We start from the raw sequence: 17,978 nt of genomic DNA, 5'->3' as shown, positions 1-17,978 counted from the left end.
TCCCGGGCACACGGTGCTCTCTCCACCTTAGACAGGAGTTTTTAGATACGCCGTACCGTACACTGACTCGCATGCCTCGCCACTCCCCTTCGCTGGACCGCGCGACTCCGGACCGGATCGCCGCGACCGCCCTCCTCCTGGTCGACGAGGGCGGCCCCGAGGCGCTGACCTTCCGGGCGCTGGCCACCCGGCTGGAGATCTCCCTCGCCTCGCTCCAGCGGCGCTGCACCGACCTGGCCGGACTGCTGGACCTGTGCCTCGACCACGTGGCCGCCCGGCTGCCCGAGGTCGAGCCGGACACCGACTGGGCGACCGCGACCGAGACCCGGTTCACCGCGCTGTACCGGCTGCTGGCGGCTCACCCGGGCCTGCTCGCCCTGCGCGGCACACGGCCGTGGCTCGGCCCGCACCTGCTGGCCCGCCTGGTCGAGCCCCAGGTCGCCGACAGCCTCGCCGCCGGGATGACCCCGCACGAGGCGATCACCACATACCGGCGGATGTACCTGCTCACCCTCGGCAGCGCCGGCTTCGTCGACCACCGCGACCCCAAGGCCGCCCAGGCGGCCGCCCGGACCGCGCTGGCCGCACTCGACCCGGAGGAGTTCCCGGCACTCACCGGCAGCCTGGCCGCGATCGTGCCCGCCCTGACCGACCACGACGTCTACCACGGCGCCCTGCGCCAGCTCATCCGCGCGGCGGACCCGGCCCGGTCCGCCGACCACCAGCAAGGAACCCGACCATGAGCGGCATCACCACCCCTGCCTCCCGCGTCTTCAGCAGCGACAACACCGCCGGCACCTCTCCGGAGATCCTCGAAGCCATGACCCGGGCGGCCGCCGGCCAGGCGCTGCCCTACGGCGCGGACGACACGACGGCCTCGGTCCGGCGCCGACTGGGCGAGATATTCGAACGCGACGTCGACGTCCTGCTCGTCTCCACCGGCTCCGCCGCGAACGCCCTGAGCCTCGCCGCGCTGACCCCGCCCTGGGGCAGCGTGCTGTGCCACCGCGACAGCCACATCAACAACGACGAGTGCGGGGCGCCCGAGTTCTACACGGCGGGCGCGAAACTGATCCCGCTCGGTGGCGACGACGCCAAGATCGACCCGCAGGAGCTGCGCGCCGCCGCACGGCACAAGGCCGGCGACGTGCACAGCGTGGAGCCCTCCGTGGTCGGGATCACCCAGGCCACCGAGACCGGAGCCGTGTACACGCTCGACGAGATCCGCACCCTCGGCTCGATCACCGAGGAGGCGGGTCTGCGCCTGCACATGGACGGTGCGCGGTTCGCCGGAGCCGTCGCCGCCCTCGGCTGCACCCCCGCCGACCTGACCTGGCGGGCCGGCGTCGACCTGCTGTCCTTCGGGGCCACCAAGAACGGCACGATGACCGCCGACGCGATCGTCGTCTTCGACCGCTCCCGCACCGCCGAGCTGGCCTTCCGCGCCAAGCGTGCCGGCCAGCTCGCCTCCAAGATGCGCTTCCACGCCGCCCAGCTGGACGCCTATCTCACCGACGACCTGTGGCTGCGCAACGCGGCCCACGCCAATGCCATGGCGGCCCGGCTCCAGGAAGGGCTGACGGCCGTACCGGGGGTCGGTCTGCTCGGCGCCGCCGATGCCAACATCGTCTTCTGCCGGCTGCCGCGACAGGTCGTCCAGGGGCTGCTGGCCGACGGCTACGCCTTCTACCACGACCGCTGGGAGCCCGGTGTGGTCCGCTTCGTCACCTCGTTCGCCACCACGCCGCAGGACGTCGACCAGCTCCTGGAGGCCGTCGGCCGGCACGCCGACCGTCCGGCCCCGGTGGGCGCGACACCGGGCCCGTGAGGGTGGCGAGCACGCGGACCCCGTGAGGGGGGCGACCACGCGGACCCCGTGAGGGGGGCGGCAGGGCGGACTCAGTCCTCCCGGTCGGCCACCCGCAACAGCAGCTTGCCCGTCGAGGCGCGTCCGCCCATCAGCCGGTGTGCCTCGGCGGCCTCCGCCAGCGGGAACTCGGCGGTGACCGGGAGACTCACGGTGCCGTCGGTGACCTTGGCGAAGGCGCGCTCGGCGAGCGAACGCAGGGCCTCGGGCGCCGTCTGCGCGAGCGCGAGAACGGAGAAGCCGGCGACCGAGCGGCCCTGCGGGTAGAGCTCGGGCTGCCCGACCTGCCACGGCCCGGCCCCGCTCGCGTTGCCGAAGGACACCAGGCGCCCGAAGACGGCCAGCGCGTCGAGGCCCCGGCGCAGCGTGTCGCCGCCCACCGGGTCGAGAACCAGGTCGACGCCCCTGCCGCCGGTCGCGCGGCGGACGTCGTCGGCGAAGGTGCCGGCGGTGAACACCTCGTCGTAGCCGTGCTTGAGGGCGTGATCGGCCTTGGCCGGGGAGGACGCGACGCCGTAGACCGCGCCGGCGCCCGCCGCCCTGGCCAGCTGCCCGGCCACCGTGCCGATGCCGCCCGCAGCGCCGTGCACCAGCACGGTCTCCCCGGCGCGCAGCCGTCCGACCTCGTGGAGCAGGGCGTGCGCGGTCGGCAGCACGGTGGGCAGGGTCGCGGCGGTGCGCAGGTCGATGCCCCGGGGGAGCGGGAAGACGGTGGTGGTGTCGGCGACGACGACCTCCGCGTAGGCGCCGCCGTCGACGAGCGCGGCGACCTCCTGCCCCGGGGCCAGCCCCGTGACACCGTCGCCGACGGCCCGGATCCGCCCGGAGACCTCCAGGCCCGGCCGGAAGGGCAACGACTGCACCCGGTATCCCTCGGCACGCGCCTTGAGGTCGGCGAAGTTCACGCCGACATAGGCGGCGTCGATGGTGACCTGGCCCGGCCCCGGCTCGGGCGTCTCGGCCCGGACGGCCTTCAGCACCTCGGGGGCGCCGTACTCCTGGAATTCGACCGCGCGCATGACGGATCACCGCACCCTTCGACGAGTGTTCAACGGGAAGCGAACACTGGGACTGTAAGATATCCATCGAACACTCGGCAACCGGCTGGGGCACCGTGCGTGGTGTCCCGTCGAGGAACGGGAGAGGCATGGCGAACCAGGCGCCCGGCGGTGGTCACCGTGCGGCACCGGTGCACACGGATCCCGAGGAGGTGTCCGTGCTCGCCGCGTTGTCCGCGGTCGCGGACCCCGTCCGTATCCAGCTGATCCGCGAGCTGGCGCACTCCGCCGACTGGACGCGCAGCTGCGGCAGCTTCGACGTCCCCGTCGGCAAGGCCGCCCTCAGCCATCACTTCTCGGTCCTGCGCGGCGTCGGCCTGGTCGAACAGCGCGACGAAGGCCCCAGAAGGGTCAACCGGCTACGCCGCGAGGAGTTCGAGGCACGCTTCCCCGGCCTCCTCGACCTGCTCCTGCGCGCGGGCGACACCGACTGAGCCTTTCGGGAGCCCGCGGCGTCCGAACGTGGTGCTCACCATTCTCTCTGGACGCCTTCTTTCGGTGGCTGCCTCAATAAGCTCCACAAACCTGAGAAGGCTACATTTCCCGATAGCTGGTTGACCGATATGTCGGGCCTCACTAGCCTCGGCCTGCCACGAGATTCGTGGAAATCTGGTGCAGGGGGGATTGCATGTCGTTCTTGCTCAACCCCAGTTTCGAAGAGGGGTCCACCGGTTGGTCGCGGGTGAATGTGGAGCACGCGGTCTCGTACAAGATCCTGGGCGGCGTCGGTGCCAGGTCCGGCGAGAACGTGCTGTCCGTCTCGACCACCGAGCCGAGTGGTTCGATCGCGCAGGACGTGAACGTGCCCGGCGGTGTCGCGAGCGTCTCGTGCTTCGCGTGGGTGCGAGCGAAGAACAACACCCAGGTCGAGGGGACGCTCGCGCTCTGGCAGCTCAGCCCGTCGCCGCAGCGGGGAATGCCGGCGCGGTTCACGGTGGGACCGCAGTGGCAACTGGTGACGTGCACGGTGGGTTTCTCCAACATCGGCGCGTCGAAGAGGATCAGGGCTGAGATCTACGTCGGCACGGTGAACCAGGACCTCTACGTGGACAGCGTCAACGCCTTCTGAGGGGTGGGACTTCCTGCGGGTCGCGTGGGCTCCCACAGTGCCACGGCGACTCGCAGGAGCCCCGCGTTCATGGTGACCCGCTCGGCGGCCGAGAGCAAAAGACCGCATTGCGTCGACTGTGAGTTCGACCCTTTCGGAATCCATGAATTGGGTGTGCTCTGCAAGGCTTTATCGAACGTGTTTGTTCGCCCTGGGGATTTTCCTGTGGTGATGCGCCGGCCCGCGGGGGCCGGACGGTAGTGCGCAGGTGGTAACACTCGCCCGGCGACGGAACCCACCAGCGTGCAGATTAGTTAATTGCTCGTTGATGTGCAACTATCGGGGTGCCCTCCCACCGTCGACCGGAGGTCCCGACATGATCCACGTGCACATCGCCGACGCCCCGGGGCGCGGCCGGACCCGCCTCACGCGGGCCCGCATCCTCGAGGCGGCCCGGCGGGAACTCGGCCGTGACCCCGACAGCAGCCTCGGTGACATCGCGGAGGCGGCGGGTGTGGTGCGGCGTACGGTCTACGGCCACTTCAACGGCAGGGCCGCGCTCGTGTCGGGGCTGGTGGAGGACGCCGCGCAGGCGCTGCGGCAGGCGCTCGCGGTCCCGGAGCATCCCGCGTCGGACGCCGTCACGGCGCTGGCGCGTTTCGTCCTCGCCGCCTGGCCCGTCGGAGACCGCTACCGCATGCTGCTCCGGCTCGCCCCTCAGGATCTCGGGGCCGAGCGGGTCGGCGAGGTCCTGGCCCCGGCGCGCCGTACGGCGGAGGCGATCATCGACCGCGGGCAGCGGCAGGGGGTCTTCCAGGCCGACGTTCCGCCGGGCCCGCTGAGCATGGCACTGGAGGGGCACCTGCTGGGGCTCCTGGAGTGCGTGAACGCCGGGACCTGGACCGACGACGGCACACGCACCGCGACCGCCGCCCTGATCGCGATGGGCGTGGACCGTGACCTTGCCACCGCCTGTGTCCGCAGCGCCGCCCGGGCCGAGCGCATCGGCGCCCGAGCCCCGGACGCCCACCTCGAACAACCATCACCGAGCACTTCCCGGAGAGAACCCCCATGGACCAGCAGTTCCGGCCCGATGACGAACGCGTCGGCGAACCCCGCTACGCCGACTCCGCCGTGTACGTGAGCCCCCCGGCCCCGAGGCGGCGACGCCTGATCGTCGCCGCCGCGTCCCTCGTGGCGCTGCTGGCCGGGGGCGTCGCCGTCGACCGGGTCGCCGCGGCCCGCGCGGAGAGCCGTACGGCCGAGGCGTTCCAGGACGGCATGGGAACCGCCGAGCGCCCTTCGGTGCACGTCGGCGGCTTCCCCGTGCTGACCCAGCTGGCCGAGGGCAGCCTGCGGCACGTCGACCTCACCGCCCACGACATCCCCGCCGACGGAACGTCGCGACCGCTGCCCGTGACGAAGCTGACCGTCGGCCTCGACGGCCTGGAGACCTCGGGCGATGCCGACGAGGCCCACGCGCGCAGCGTGGACGCGACCGCGTTCCTGTCGTACGAGGACGTGTCGGACGCGCTCGGCCCGGACGTCTCGCGGGGCGACGAGCCGGGCCGGATCAACGCGACGGTCGGCCTTCCGCTCGCCGGCGACGTGACCGTGAGCGCGGCGGTCTCGGCGGCGAGCGGCAATCGCATCGCGTTCACGGACGTGCGTGTCGTCCAGGGCACGTTGTTCCCGCCCCTGAAGGCGCTGCTCGACAAGGCCCTGGAGGAGCCGGTTCCGGTGCGGAACGTGCCCGAGGGGCTGCGCCTGCGGTCGGTCACCACCACGCAGGACGGGATCGACGCCCGCTTCACCGGCCGCTCGGTCACCTTCCGCCCGAGCTCGTCGTCCGCCGAGTCGTCCGCCGGGTCCTCCGCCTAGTCGTCCGCCGATTCCTTCACCGATTCCTCCACCTGGTCCTCCGCCGAGTCGTCCATCACGCCGTCCGCCGCGTGGCGCGTGCGTCGACCGGCGGTCAGGCGAGGTCGGGGAGCGGGCGCCGGGCGACCTCGTGGGCGTCGTCCGGCGGGACGCCCAGCATGCGCAGGACCATCTCGGCGAGGTGCGACGCGGCCTCGTCGCCGTCCAGGTCGGGGCGGGCGAACCTCAGCTCGACCAGGGACAGCAGGGCTCCGCCCAGCGCGGACAGGGCGACCGTCGGGTCCAGGACGGTGAAGCGGCCGGAGGCCATGCCGACCTGGAGGTCGCGCAGCGCCCGGGCGGTCAGGCCGTTCTCCGCGTGGATGTGCGCGAGGCCGCGCCGGCGCAGGATCTGCATCAGCTCCGGGTGGGAGTCCGCCATCCGCGCGCTGAGCCGGAAACCCGCGGCGACGAGCTCCGCCGGGTCGTCGATCCCGGTCAGACGCGCGTCGAAGGTCTGGCCGAACTCCTCCAGGGCGTCCACCACCGCCGCCTCGAACAGATCCGTCTTGGACTCGAAGTGGTTGTAGAAGGAGCCGAAGCCGACGTCCGCGCGCTCGGCGATCGCCTGGATGCTGGCGCCGGTGTCCCCGGTCTCGGCGAGGATCTGCCGGGCCGCGCGGACGAGCGCCCCGCGGGTCTCGGCGCGGCGCCGCTCGAAGCGGTTGCTGGGCGGGGCTGACGTAGGCATGCGCAGAGTCTAACGGGGACAGAGGGCGATCGCAGTTCTGATGAATTCGTCATTTCCTGTCGTGAACGCCTTGACGGCGGAACTGTCACACTTGATGATTTCCTCATTACAGCGATGTTGCTTGGAGGATGCCATGTCCCGGACGGCCCATCAGGACCTCCACAGCGAGCGAGGCGCCCTGCGGGGAGAGCATCCGGGGCGCTCCCGGAACCCCGTCATCAAGGTCGCGGACCTCGGCTGGCTGGAGTTCGAGAAGCCCGACCTGGCGCGGGCCGAGGTGTTCGCGCTCGACTTCGGCTTCTCGGTGGCGGCCCGTACACCGGACGCACTGTGGCTGCGCGGCACCTTCGCCGGCCCGCCCTGCATGGTGATCCGGCGCGGCCGTACGTCCCGTTTCATCGGCCCGGTGTTCCGCGCCGCCGAGCCGGCCGACCTGGACCGCCTGGCGCGGGCCACCGGTACGGATGTGCGGGAGGCGGACGTGCCCGGCGGCGGCAAGGTGGTCGACCTGCTCGACCCCTCGGGCTTCCCGGTCCGGGTGGCGCACTGCGCCGAGCGGCTCCCCGAACTGCCCGGACAGCGGCCGCTGCTGCTCAACTTCGGCACGGATCACCGGCGTACGAACACCACCCAGCGCCCGCCCCGTGAGCCGGCCCGCATCCAGCGTCTGGGGCATGTGGTCCTGGAGACCCGGGTGTTCGCCCGTGCCCTGGGCTGGTACCTGGACACGCTCGGCATGATCGTGTCCGACTTCCTGTACCTGGACGGCCGGCGCGACCGGGGCCCGACGATGGCGTTCATCCGCTGCGACCTGGGAGGCGTACCGGCCGACCACCACACACTGGCCATGCACCTGGGGCCGGGGTCGGGCTATGTCCACTCCGCCTACCAGGTCACCGACCTGGACGCGATCGCCGCCGGCGGCGAGTACCTGGGCGAGCGCGGCTACCGGCGCAGCTGGGGCATCGGCCGGCACATCCAGGGCAGCCAGCTCTTCGACTACTGGCGCGACCCCGACCGCTTCATGCTGGAGCACTTCGCCGACGGCGACCTGTTCTCCTGCGACGTCGAACCCGGGTGGGCGCCCATGTCCACCAGCGGCCTCGCCCAGTGGGGCCCGCCGGCCACCCGTGACTTCCTCGGCGCCACGCCTTCCCCCGCCAAGCTCCGCGAGGTGCTGCACGCCCTGCGCGGCGACAACGAACTCGACCCCGCCCGTCTGCTGGGCCTGCTGAAAGCCGTGAACTCATGAGCACCAACGTCCTGCGCACCGCCGAAGGCTGGTGGGCCGTCCGCGGCGACCGGGCCGTCCCGGTCGCCACCAAGGCCGTCACCACCGCCGAGCTGATCGCCGACCGCGCCGCCGTGCACGAGGCCGCCGCCTCCGGCCAGGAGGGCACACCCGTCGCCGACCTGGTGGCGCTCTCCCCGGTCACCACCCCCTGCCGGGTCGTCGCGCAGATGGTCAACTACCGCAGCCACGCCCGCGATTCGGGCTTCAGCGGCGACATTCCGCCCGCCTTCTTCCGCAAGGCCTCCGGCTCGGTCAGCGGCCCCGGAGAAGCCATCGTCCGGCCCTCCCATGTGCAGTTCCTCGACTACGAGATCGAACTCGGGCTCGTCATGGGCGCGTCCCTGCCCGTCGGCACCGTGGTCGAGGAGCGGGACCTGCCCACGTACGTCGCCGGACTGGTGATCACCAACGACGTCAGCGCCCGCGACGTCCAGCTGACCAAGACCCAGTTCTACGAGAGCAAGTCGTACCCGACCTTCACGCCCACCGGCCCCTACCTCGCGCTGCTGGAGCCGGCGGACTTCGCACTCCTGATCGACCTGCGGCTGCGGCTGACGGTCAACGGCGAACTGCGCCAGGACCGCACCCTCGCCGACATGATCGTCCGCCCCGCGCGGGCGCTGACCCTGCTGGCCCGCTTCCAGACGCTGGACCCCGGCGACCTGCTGCTCACCGGCACGCCCGGCGGTACGGCCCTGAAGGCACCGCCCAAGCCGGTCGAGAAGATCGGCGCGCTGCTGCCGCCCGCGATGAAGTGGAAGGCGTTCTTCAAGAGCCAGGCCCGCAACGCCCGTTACCTGCGCGCGGACGACGTGATCACGGCGACGATAGCGACCCCGGACGGCCGGATCGCCCTCGGCGAACAGCGCACGCCCGTCACGGACGCGGACCAGGTCCGAGGTGAGTGAGCCGCACATGACCCTCGACCGCATCGGCCCTCGGGACGGCACGCCCGGCCCGGCACGGAACGACCGCACACCCGTCGTGATCATCGGCGCCGGTCCGGTGGGCGCGACCGCCGCCCTCCTCCTCGCCCGGCGCGGAGTCCGCAGCGTCGTCCTCGAACGACACCAGGACGTCTACCCGCTCCCGCGGGCCGTCGCCACCGACGACGAGGTACGCAGGATCCTCCAGGCCGCGGGCGTCGGCGAGGAGTTCGCCGCGATCGCCCGCCCCGCGCGCGGACTGCGTCTCCTGGACGCCCGGCACCGGGTGATGGCCGAGTTCCGGCGTTCCGGGCACGGCCACCACGGCTACCCGCAGACCAGCATGTTCGACCAGCCCGAGCTGGAGCGGCTGCTGCGCGAAGCCCTGGCCCGCCGCCCGGAGTGCGTACTGCGGGGCGGTGTGGAGGTCACCGGCATCGGCCCGGACACCGCGGGGCCCGTACGCGTGACCTACCGCGACGACGACGGCGAGCACCACCTCCTGGCCGAGGCGGTCCTCGGCTGCGACGGCGCGAACGGCCTCACCCGCGACGCCATCGGCGCCGAGTGGGAGGACCTGCGCTTCGAGGAACGCTGGACCGTCATCGACGGCCGCACGACAGCCGACGTCCGCTGCTGGGAGGGCGTCGAGCAGATCTGCGACCCGGACCGCCCGGCGACGTTCATGCGTGTCGGCGCGGACCGCTACCGCTGGGAGTTCCGGCTGCGGGACGGCCACGAGCCGCTCCGCGAGCTGATCGCCCCCTGGCTGTCGCCCTCGTACGACGGGGACTTCGAGGTCGTCCGCGAGACCCAGTACACCTTCCGGGCGCGTATCGCCGACCGTTGGCGCAGCGGACGGGTCTTCCTCCTCGGCGACGCCGCCCACCTCACCCCGCCGTTCATCGGACAGGGGCTGTGCTCGGGCCTGCGGGACGCCTACAACCTCACCTGGAAGCTGGCCCGTGTCCTCGACCAGGGCGGCGACGAGCGGCTGCTGGACACCTACGAGAGCGAGCGCGGACCGCACGCCCGGCACGTGATCCGGCTCGCGGTCGCCCTGGGCTGGGCCATGACCGGAGGCCAGGACGGCGCCGCCGCGCTGCGCCGCAGGGTCCTGGCCGCGGCCTGCCGCATACCCGGCCTCACCGAGGCGGCCGGCCGCGACCTCAGCCGGCCCCTGACCGGCGGGCCCCTCGTACGGCGCCGCACCCGCAGGGGGCTCGCGGGCACCCACTGCCCGCAACCATGGGTGAGCGTCGACGGACGGCGTACCCGGCTCGACGACCTGCTCGGCGACTCCTTCACCGTCCTGACCGCCGCCGACCCCTGGCCCTCGCTGAACGCGCTCGCCCACGGGCTCGGCGCCCGGGTGATGCCCGTGACCGGCCTCGACGACGACGGCACGCTCGCCGCCTGGCTGCGCGCCGGCCGGGCCGACGCCGTCCTGCTGCGCCCCGACCGCGTGGTCATGGACGTCGTCCCCGCCGGGGGCCACGACTTCACGGACACCGCCGCCTGGGCGTCCCTCCTGCACACCACCCGCAGCCCCCACCCTTTCCGGCGGACCGCCGAGAAGAGCCTCTTGAGGAGCGCCGCACGATGACCAGGCCGTACCCCGACCCCTTCACGACGCCCGACCCGCAGGCCGTCGCCGACAGCCGCATCATGGACTTCGCCCGTTACGCCGGGACGGACGGCACCGACTACGCCGCCCTGCACCACTGGTCGGTCACCGACCTGGCGGGCTTCTGGGGCGCGGTGTGGGAGTACTTCGCCGTCGACGCGGACACCCCGTACGAGCGGGTACTGGAGGAGGAACGGATGCCGGGCGCCCGCTGGTTCCCCGGCGCCACCCTCAACTACACCCACCACGCCCTGCGCGACCTCGCGGACGACGACGTGGCGATCGTCGCCCTCGACGAGACCGGCGCCGGGTACGAGGTGACCGGCAGGCGGCTGCGCGCACAGGTCGCCTCGGTGGCCGAGACCCTGCGTGACCTGGGGGTGGAGCCGGGCGACCGGGTCGTGGGCTACCTGCCCAACACCCCGCACGCCATCGTCTCGTTCCTCGCCGCCGCCAGTCTCGGCGCCGTCTGGTCGGTGTGCGGCCAGGACTACGCCCCACAGGCCGCCGCCGACCGGTTCGCCCAGCTCGAACCCACCGTCCTGATCGCCGCCGACGGCTACCTCTTCAACGGCACCACCCACGACCGCTGCGACGCCACCCTCGAACTGGCGCGCGCGCTGCCGACGTTGAAGGCCACGATCCTGGTGAACCATGTGGGCCTGCCCTGGCCCGACGCCGTCTACCCGTCCCTGGTGGTCCCGTGGGAGGACGCGTCCACCCGCACCGAGGAACTCACCTGCACACCGGTGCCGTTCGACCACCCCCTGTGGGTCGTTTTCTCCTCCGGCACCACCGGCCTGCCCAAAGGCATCGTCCACGGCCACGGCGGCGTACTGCTGGAGCACCTCAAGACCCTCGGCCTGCACTCCGACCTCGGCCCCGGTGACCGCGTCCTGTGGTACACCACCACGCACTGGATGATGTGGAACCTGGTCGCCTCCACCCTCCTGACCGGTGCCACCACCTGCACGTACGACGGCAGCCCGGCACCCTTCGCCAAGCCGGACGTCCTGTGGGAACTGGCCGCCCGCCACCAGGTGACCGTGTTCGGCACCAGCCCCCAGTACCTGCTGGGCATGGCCAAGTTCGGCATCGACCCGTCCGTGCACGACCTGTCGGCCGTCCGCGTGGTCGGCTGCACCGGCTCCGCCCTGCCGGCCTCCGCCTACCCCTGGGTCCGCGACCACGTGGGCGAACACGTGCTGCTGGCTTCGATCAGCGGCGGCACGGACGTGGTGTCCGGGTTCGCGGGCGGCGCGCCCAACATCCCGGTCTGGGCGGGGGAGTTGTCGGCACCCCACCTGGGCGTGGCCCTGGCCGCGTTCGACACCGAGGGCTTTCCCGTCACCGGCCAGGTCGGCGAGCTGGTCGTCACCCGCCCCATGCCGTCGATGCCGCTGCGCTTCTGGAACGACCCCGACGGCACCCGCTACCGCGACGCCTACTTCTCCACCTACCCCGGCGTCTGGCGGCACGGCGACTGGATCACGGTGACGGGACACGGTTCGGTGATCGTCCACGGCCGCTCCGACAGCACCCTGAACCGCAACGGCGTCCGCCTCGGCAGCGCCGACGTCCACGACGTCGTCGAACGCCTCCCCGAGATCGCCGAGGCCCTGGTCATCGGTGCGGAGGAGCCCGACGGCGGCTACTGGATGCCGCTCTTCGTGGTCCCCGCGGCCGGGGCGACCCTGGACGACACGCTCCGTCAGAAGATCCGCGACGCCATCCGGACCGGCGCCTCACCCCGCCACGTCCCCGACGAGATCCTCGAAGTACCGGGCATCCCGCACACCCGCACCGGCAAGAAACTCGAGGTCCCGATCAAACGCCTGCTCCAGGGCGCCCCGGTCGAACAGGTCGTCCAACCCGCGGCGGTGGACACCCCCGAACTCATCGCCCACTACGCCCGCCTCGGCGCCGAACGCCGAAACCGCCGGGCCTGACGGAACATGTCCGTCCTCACCACGAAGCTCGTCAGCCGTTGCTCTCCTTGCCGTCGACGAACCGCGTCTCGAGAGCATCGCTGTAGCCGTTGAGAGGGTCGTCGGTCTCAAGGACGGCGAAGCGGCACTCACTGTCACCGAGTGACAGCAGTGAGGTGCGTTCGGCGCGCAGTCCGCTGACCGCGGGGTCGATCGCCTTCATGAAATTGACGTCGAACGCGCACATCACCGTCGTGACGGGCGTGGCGTCGTGGCGGGCGAAGAAGTCGCGCCAGAAGCAGCGCCTGACGTTCATCTCGAAAAGGCCCGGCTCCGGTCGTTGAAAGTCGAACTCGAAGTGAGCGGGGTAGAGCTTCACCATCACGCGGCACGTCTTCTCGATCTTGTCGAGCGCGTGGTCCCGCTCGTTGAGGGTCGAGAAGGCCATGTCGTACGGGCGCCTCAGCACCGGGCTCATCGCGTGCTGGAGATAGCGGATCGTACGCTTCTCGTCCCCGTCGAACAGAGGGGTCAGCGTCTCGAACGCGGCCAGTACCACCGCACCGATCGCCAGCGCACCCTTCGACGAACCGTCGGTGGCCATGTCCTCGTCCGCGTCGGCGATCTCCTCCGCCCTCGCGCGGATCGCGTCGATCAGCTCGTCCTCACGATCGGGTGCCACATGGTGGACGTGTTTGCGGACCTCGCCCAGAAACTTGCGGGGCATCACGCGACCCATCAACCAATGGGCCTCTGCTCCGATTGCCTTGTCGATGGCATTCATCAAGTCACCCTGCCTGCTGATCGCGATCAGAGACGGCCAAAGGGGTGCGATCTCGACGGGGCTTCGGCCCCGTTGTTCGATCCTCGACTTTGTGAAAAGCGTACTTCCGGGCCTGTCCGGACGCTACCCAGCGCTGCGCGCGGGCGATTGCCGGGGGAGCGGTAGGTGTGCGCCTGCGCTCGATCGGAGGCACGCTGGAAGGTGACGTCAGGCCGACGAGCGGCCGGGCCCCGAGGTGGCGGTGCGCGGACCTCGCCGGAGGGCGGGAAGTCCGTGTCCGTGTCCCCCCGTTCCGACCAGGGCCCGGTCCGCTGGGCATGGGCAAGGTCCTGAGTTCCCGCCGACTCCTCGTCCGAAGCCTGTCCGCGCGCCGTGCGTCACCGGCACCTGCGGGCTGGGTCGCCGACGGCTGCGGTCGCCGTCGCCCGAATGCCTGAAACCGGTGCGGCCACGGGCGAATAGTCGGCCCATCGAGATCGATCCGAGGTCAGGGATGGCGAGTCAGAGCAAGGACCACGCACTCGACCACGTGGTGGTCGTCGTCTTCGAGAACCGGTCGTTGGACAACGTGCTCGGCCGGCTGTACGGGCCGCGGGACGGCAAGACGTTCGAGGGAGTGACCGGCAGGGACCTCACGAATCCGATCCCGGACTGGGCCGAGCACGGCGCCGACCGAAAGGTGGTGCCGTACACGGTGGCAACGGACATGGACAGCCCCAATCCCGATACGGGGGAGGAGTATGCGCACACCAACACGCAGCTCTTCAACATCCTCGGCGAGCAGAACCGCTTCCAGCTCGGAGAGGAGATCTCGGCGCCGTACAACGCGCCCGAGGCCGGCCGGGCCCCCACCATGGACGGCTTCGTCACCGACTACATCAGCACCCTGACCGGCGAACTGGGCCGCCAGCCCACCTACGACGAGTACGCCCAGGTGATGACCGGGTTCACCCCGGAACAGATCCCCGTGCTGAACGGCCTGGCGCGCGCCTTCGGCGTATTCGACCACTGGTTCAGCGAGGTGCCGTCGCAGACGTTCACCAACCGGTCGTTCTGGACCGCCGCGACGGCCTCGGGATTCGTGGTGAACTCGCCGGTCAAGAACTGGATACTGGCCAACGACGCCGAGACGATCTTCAACCGGATCGAACAGCACGGCCGGACGTGGAAGGTGTACGTCGCCGAGCCGGACCGGCTCTCCTTGACCGGCCTGATCCACCATCCCCGACTCAAGGACCGCTTCGACACGCACTTCGTGCCGTTCTCCCAGTTCGAGACCGACGCCGGCAACGGCGACCTGCCCGACTTCTCATTCATCGAGCCGTGCCTGGTGCTCGGGCACGGGGACTACCACCCGGCGTTCTCACGTGTCCTCGGCCATGGTGTCGTGATCCCCGACGTCGACCCGCCGTCCTCGATCCTGGGCGGCGAGGCGCTCCTGGCCCGGATCTACAACGCCTACAGGGCGATGCGGTCCCCGAGCGGGTCCAACGTGTGGAACACCACCCTGCTCATCGGCTGGGACGAACCCGGCGGCACCTATGACCACGTCCCACCAGGCCCGGTGCCACCACCCGACCCGTCCGCTCCGGTCGGACAGCTCGGGTTCATGTTCGACCGCTCGGGCTACCGGGTCCCGGCCGTCGTGGTCTCCCCGTGGGTGGCCGCAGGCCAGGTGTTCAACGAGGAACACCGCCACACCTCACTGATCGCGACCCTGCGCGAGCAGTGGGACCTGGGCGCCCCGTTCACCGCGCGCGACGCCGCCGCCCGGACCATCTCCCACGCCTTCACCCTCGACACCCCGCGAGACCCGCACACCTGGCCCACGCCGGCCCCGCATCCCGTACCCCGGTACATCGAGGACGCCTTGCTCCTGGGCAGGACTCTCTCCACCCTGGGCAAGGCGGCTTTCGAAGGAATCCGCGGCTTCGCGGACCATCACGACATCCGCATCGAGGGACTTCCCGACGATCCCCGGGCCGAGGTCCCCCCGGAACAGGCCCTGCAGATCATGCGTGACTTCCTCGCCATCCACTTCCCCCGCCTGGTACCACCCACCCAGGTACGGCAGCCCCCGCACACCTGACGCAGGGAAGCAGATGCCAAAGGCCCCGGACCATGACCGGTCCGGGGCCCCTGCGCCGGTGCCCCCGGCAGGATTCGAACCTGCGCACACGGCTCCGGAGGCCGCCCGCCCCGACACCTCGGGAGGCTTCCCCGCCGAGGGGACTCCTCAGCCCGCCAACTGCTCGATCGGCTCCGGTGCGGCGCCCCCCATCGGCCGGCGCCGGCGGGCGGACAGGCAGAGCCCGGCGGATCCGGCCGCCCCGGCGATCGCGAGGGTGCCCATGGCGTCCGCCAGGCTGCCGGTGGCGGAGGTGAGGGCGAGGACGACGAGCGGGCAGATGAACTGGCCGATGAAGAACGACCCCGTCCACAGACCGGTACCGCGGCCGCGGTCGGCGTACTCGAGCCGGGACATGGCGAGGGTGAGCAGGCTCGGCAGCATGATGCCGCCGCCGAAGCAGTTGATCACCGCCCCGACGGTCAGGACGACGGGGTTCGGGGCGAGCCAGATCACCGCGAAGCCGAGGGCGCACAGGGCGAAGACGGTGGGCAGCCAGGCGGCCGGGCCGCGGCCGGTCCTGGTGAAGACACCGGCGCCGATCACGGTCGCGACGCTGGAGACGGCGATGGCCGACCCGATCACCCCGGGGTCGGTCACGCCCATGTCGTCCAGGAGGAAGGCCATTTCCACCTGGACCGCGTAGAAGAGGGCGGCGCCGAACACCGTCAGCGCGCACGTCCCGGCCAGGTCCCGCCAAGGGAAGGGCCGCCGGACCGGCTCCGAGACGGTGGGGGAGGGCTTGTGCGGGCGGGCCGCCGGCCGGGGCACGGGCAGGAAGGCGGCCATCGCGGGGGCGAGCAGCAGGCTTGCGGCGTACGCCCAGAACGGGGTGCGCCAGCCGGCCGAGCCGGCGGCGCCGCCGAGTACGAAGAAGGCGGTCGCGGAGACCGAGGCGCACATCGTCTGGAGCGCCAGGTAGCGGTCGCGTTGCCGTCCCGAGTAGTAGTCGCCGATCAGCGTCGTGCAGCAGGTCATGATCGCGGCCTCGACGACCCCGACCAGGGCGCGGCTGGCGACGATGGCGCCGAGGGAGTCCAGCCACAGGGGGGCCGTGCCGAGCAGTGCGTACAGCACGGTGGCGACGACGAGCAGGCGTTTGCGGCCGAGCCGGTCGACGACGACCCCGGCGAACGGGGCCAGCAGCGCCAGGGACAGGGCCGGGATCGTCAGGGCCACCGGGACCAGCGCGTCGACCCCCGGTACGTCGGCGAAGTGGTCCCGCATCCGGGGCAGGACCGGGGCGATGAGTACGGCGCCCAGGATGGGCAGGCAGCTGCCCGCCATGAGCAGGGTGAGGCGAAGACGGTGGCCGCGGCCGGACACGGTCTGCTCGGGCGGCGCGGTCTCGGCACACGCGGGCAGCGGGGACGGTGGCAGCGGCGGGGGCACGGGTGCGGGCATGCGGGAACTCCACCTGGCGGGTCGGGAGGGGGGACGGGAGAGGAGCACGGGCGGTCGCGTCGGGCGCGGGGCGCCGAGGAACGCGGGGCGAGGCCTCGCGGTGGGCCGGCTCGCCGAGCGCCCGCGCGGTCCCGGCACCGGTGAGCGGCGAGCGGTGAACGGTGCCGCTCCGGCGCCGGGTTGAGACGACTATGGGGGACCGCACAGGCCCTGCCCAGCCCCCGCCCGATCGAGATCGGGGATGCCGATCATCCACGTCCTGGATGGGGCAGGGCCGGTGTACGCCCTGCCCCGTCCGTCAGCGTGCCGCCTCGTCCGGTTCCGCCGGGGCGACGGCACCGCTCGGTGTGGACGCCGTCAGCTCCGCGCCCACCCGGGCCGCGGTGTCGCGCAGCCAGATATGGGCGGCGTCGTGGGTGTGCACCGGATGCCACCACAGCGCCTCCTGCACGGGCACCGCCGCGTAGGGCGGGGTCAGTACGCGGACGGCGGCGACCCCGCGCAGCCGCTCGGCCAGACGCCCCTGCACCAGGGCGATCCGGCGGGTGTCGGCGACCAGGAACGGCAGTACCTGGAAGCCGTCGACGGAGACCTCCACCCGGGGTTCGATGCCGAGCATGCTCAGCTGCCGGGCGGCCGGGGCGTCGTAGGTGCGCTGGTAGATGACCCAGGGCAGCCGTGCCAGATCCGCCATGGTCAGCCGGTCGCCGACCTCGTCGTTGGACTCGGCGACGAGGAAGACCCAGCGGTCGGTGAACAGCTCGACGGTGGGGAAGCCGCTGATGACGCCGTGCGGCATCAGCAGTCCGTCGACCGTACTGAGCAGCGTCGCGGTGTCCTCCGTGACGGCGGTCGGGGGCCGCTGGAAGCGCAGCCGTACCCCGGGGGCCTCGGCGTGCACGGTCCGGGCGAGTTCGGCGCCGAAGACGGCGACTGCGTAGTCGGAGGCGAGCAGGGTGAACTCCCGCTCCTCGCTGCCCGGCATGAAGTCCGCCCTGCTGCTGAACACCCGTTCCAGCAGGTCACAGGCGGTGGCGGTGCGGTCGAGCAGGGCGCGGCCGAGGGCCGTCAGCTCGTACTGGCCGCCGACGCGGGAGAGCAGCTCGTCGTCGTAGTGGCGGCGCAGACGGGCGAGGGCCGCGCTCATCGCGGGCTGGCTCAGTCCGATGCGCCGGCCGGCGCGGGTGACGTTGCGTTCCTCGAGCAGGGCCCGCAGAGCCAGGACGAGGTTGAGATCGAGGCCGGACATGGACAACGCCTCCAGACCGAGGCCGCACCGAAGCAGCGGTATTCATCAGATGGA

The 17,978-nt window shown here is 71.8% G+C and carries 16 protein-coding genes and 1 tRNA gene; 11 read left to right on the top strand and 6 right to left on the bottom strand.

Annotation, left to right across the window (positions count from 1 at the left end; genetic code table 11):
- Positions 1-71 precede the first annotated feature (71 nt).
- A complete protein-coding gene (locus tag IE275_RS10730) occupies positions 72-743 on the top strand; it encodes a TetR/AcrR family transcriptional regulator C-terminal domain-containing protein (protein WP_189710204.1) in 672 nt (223 codons plus the stop codon).
- Positions 740-1,828 carry a threonine aldolase family protein gene (locus IE275_RS10725; RefSeq protein WP_189710202.1) on the top strand — a complete coding sequence of 363 codons (1,089 nt, stop codon included), beginning with the start codon at positions 740-742 and terminating at the stop codon, positions 1,826-1,828. Before IE275_RS10730 ends, IE275_RS10725 begins: the two co-directional genes overlap by 4 nt.
- 71 nt (positions 1,829-1,899) lie before the next feature.
- Here the strand turns inward: IE275_RS10725 and IE275_RS10720 are convergent, their stop codons facing one another.
- The gene (locus IE275_RS10720; protein ID WP_189710200.1) at positions 1,900-2,886 is read right to left on the bottom strand and encodes a quinone oxidoreductase family protein; all 987 of its coding nucleotides are present in this window, start codon (positions 2,884-2,886) and stop codon (positions 1,900-1,902) included.
- Positions 2,887-3,014: 128 nt separating this feature from the next.
- Between IE275_RS10720 and IE275_RS10715 the strand changes: the two genes are divergently transcribed.
- From IE275_RS10715 to IE275_RS10700, 4 genes are all read left to right on the top strand, one after another.
- Entirely contained in the window at positions 3,015-3,359 is a 345-nt protein-coding gene (locus IE275_RS10715; protein WP_189710198.1) for an ArsR/SmtB family transcription factor, read from the top strand.
- A gap of 194 nt (positions 3,360-3,553) precedes the next feature.
- Positions 3,554-3,994, top strand: coding sequence for a hypothetical protein (locus IE275_RS10710; protein ID WP_189710196.1), 441 nt, complete (start codon positions 3,554-3,556; stop codon positions 3,992-3,994).
- Positions 3,995-4,349: 355 nt separating this feature from the next.
- Complete coding sequence (locus IE275_RS10705; protein ID WP_189710194.1) at positions 4,350-5,117, top strand: TetR/AcrR family transcriptional regulator; 768 nt, start codon at positions 4,350-4,352, stop codon at positions 5,115-5,117.
- A complete protein-coding gene (locus IE275_RS10700) occupies positions 5,045-5,854 on the top strand; it encodes an LmeA family phospholipid-binding protein (protein WP_189710192.1) in 810 nt (269 codons plus the stop codon). The genes IE275_RS10705 and IE275_RS10700 overlap by 73 nt, the downstream gene beginning before the upstream one ends.
- 94 nt (positions 5,855-5,948) lie before the next feature.
- Here the strand turns inward: IE275_RS10700 and IE275_RS10695 are convergent, their stop codons facing one another.
- Positions 5,949-6,584, bottom strand: a complete 636-nt coding sequence (locus IE275_RS10695; protein WP_189710190.1) for a TetR/AcrR family transcriptional regulator — start codon at positions 6,582-6,584, stop codon at positions 5,949-5,951.
- Between the two features lie 133 nt (positions 6,585-6,717).
- Here IE275_RS10695 and IE275_RS10690 point away from each other — a divergent pair, with 133 nt between their 5' ends.
- Genes IE275_RS10690 through IE275_RS10675 form a run of 4 tightly spaced genes read left to right on the top strand, consistent with a single transcriptional unit; the run spans position 6,718 to position 12,380 of the window.
- The gene (locus tag IE275_RS10690; protein WP_189710188.1) at positions 6,718-7,836 is read left to right on the top strand and encodes a VOC family protein; all 1,119 of its coding nucleotides are present in this window, start codon (positions 6,718-6,720) and stop codon (positions 7,834-7,836) included.
- Entirely contained in the window at positions 7,833-8,786 is a 954-nt protein-coding gene (locus IE275_RS10685) for a fumarylacetoacetate hydrolase family protein (protein ID WP_189710186.1), read from the top strand. Before IE275_RS10690 ends, IE275_RS10685 begins: the two co-directional genes overlap by 4 nt.
- Positions 8,787-8,793: 7 nt before the next feature.
- Positions 8,794-10,410: a bifunctional 3-(3-hydroxy-phenyl)propionate/3-hydroxycinnamic acid hydroxylase MhpA gene (gene mhpA, locus IE275_RS10680; RefSeq protein WP_189710184.1), complete on the top strand. Its 1,617-nt coding sequence runs from the start codon at positions 8,794-8,796 to the stop codon at positions 10,408-10,410.
- Positions 10,407-12,380 (top strand): acetoacetate--CoA ligase, encoded by a 1,974-nt coding sequence (locus IE275_RS10675; RefSeq protein WP_189710182.1) that lies wholly within the window; start codon positions 10,407-10,409, stop codon positions 12,378-12,380. Before mhpA ends, IE275_RS10675 begins: the two co-directional genes overlap by 4 nt.
- A 31-nt stretch (positions 12,381-12,411) precedes the next feature.
- Here the strand turns inward: IE275_RS10675 and IE275_RS10670 are convergent, their stop codons facing one another.
- On the bottom strand, positions 12,412-13,143 hold the full coding sequence (locus tag IE275_RS10670; protein WP_189710179.1) for an L-2-amino-thiazoline-4-carboxylic acid hydrolase: 732 nt from the start codon (positions 13,141-13,143) through the stop codon (positions 12,412-12,414).
- A 493-nt stretch (positions 13,144-13,636) separates the two neighbouring features.
- Between IE275_RS10670 and IE275_RS10665 the strand changes: the two genes are divergently transcribed.
- Positions 13,637-15,232 carry an alkaline phosphatase family protein gene (locus IE275_RS10665; protein WP_189710177.1) on the top strand — a complete coding sequence of 532 codons (1,596 nt, stop codon included), beginning with the start codon at positions 13,637-13,639 and terminating at the stop codon, positions 15,230-15,232.
- A gap of 59 nt (positions 15,233-15,291) precedes the next feature.
- Here the strand turns inward: IE275_RS10665 and IE275_RS10660 are convergent.
- From IE275_RS10660 to IE275_RS10650, 3 genes are all read right to left on the bottom strand, one after another.
- Positions 15,292-15,359, bottom strand: a tRNA-OTHER gene (locus IE275_RS10660).
- A 20-nt stretch (positions 15,360-15,379) separates the two neighbouring features.
- Positions 15,380-16,675: an MFS transporter gene (locus IE275_RS10655; RefSeq protein ID WP_189710176.1), complete on the bottom strand. Its 1,296-nt coding sequence runs from the start codon at positions 16,673-16,675 to the stop codon at positions 15,380-15,382.
- A 298-nt stretch (positions 16,676-16,973) separates the two neighbouring features.
- The gene (locus tag IE275_RS10650; RefSeq protein WP_189710174.1) at positions 16,974-17,930 is read right to left on the bottom strand and encodes a LysR family transcriptional regulator; all 957 of its coding nucleotides are present in this window, start codon (positions 17,928-17,930) and stop codon (positions 16,974-16,976) included.
- Between the last annotated feature and the right edge of the window lie 48 nt (positions 17,931-17,978).

The sequence above is a fragment of the Streptomyces phaeofaciens genome (genome assembly GCF_014648915.1).
Taxonomy (GTDB): Bacteria; Actinomycetota; Actinomycetes; order Streptomycetales; family Streptomycetaceae; genus Streptomyces; species Streptomyces phaeofaciens.
This window is presented reverse-complemented; position numbering and strand designations above follow the sequence as displayed.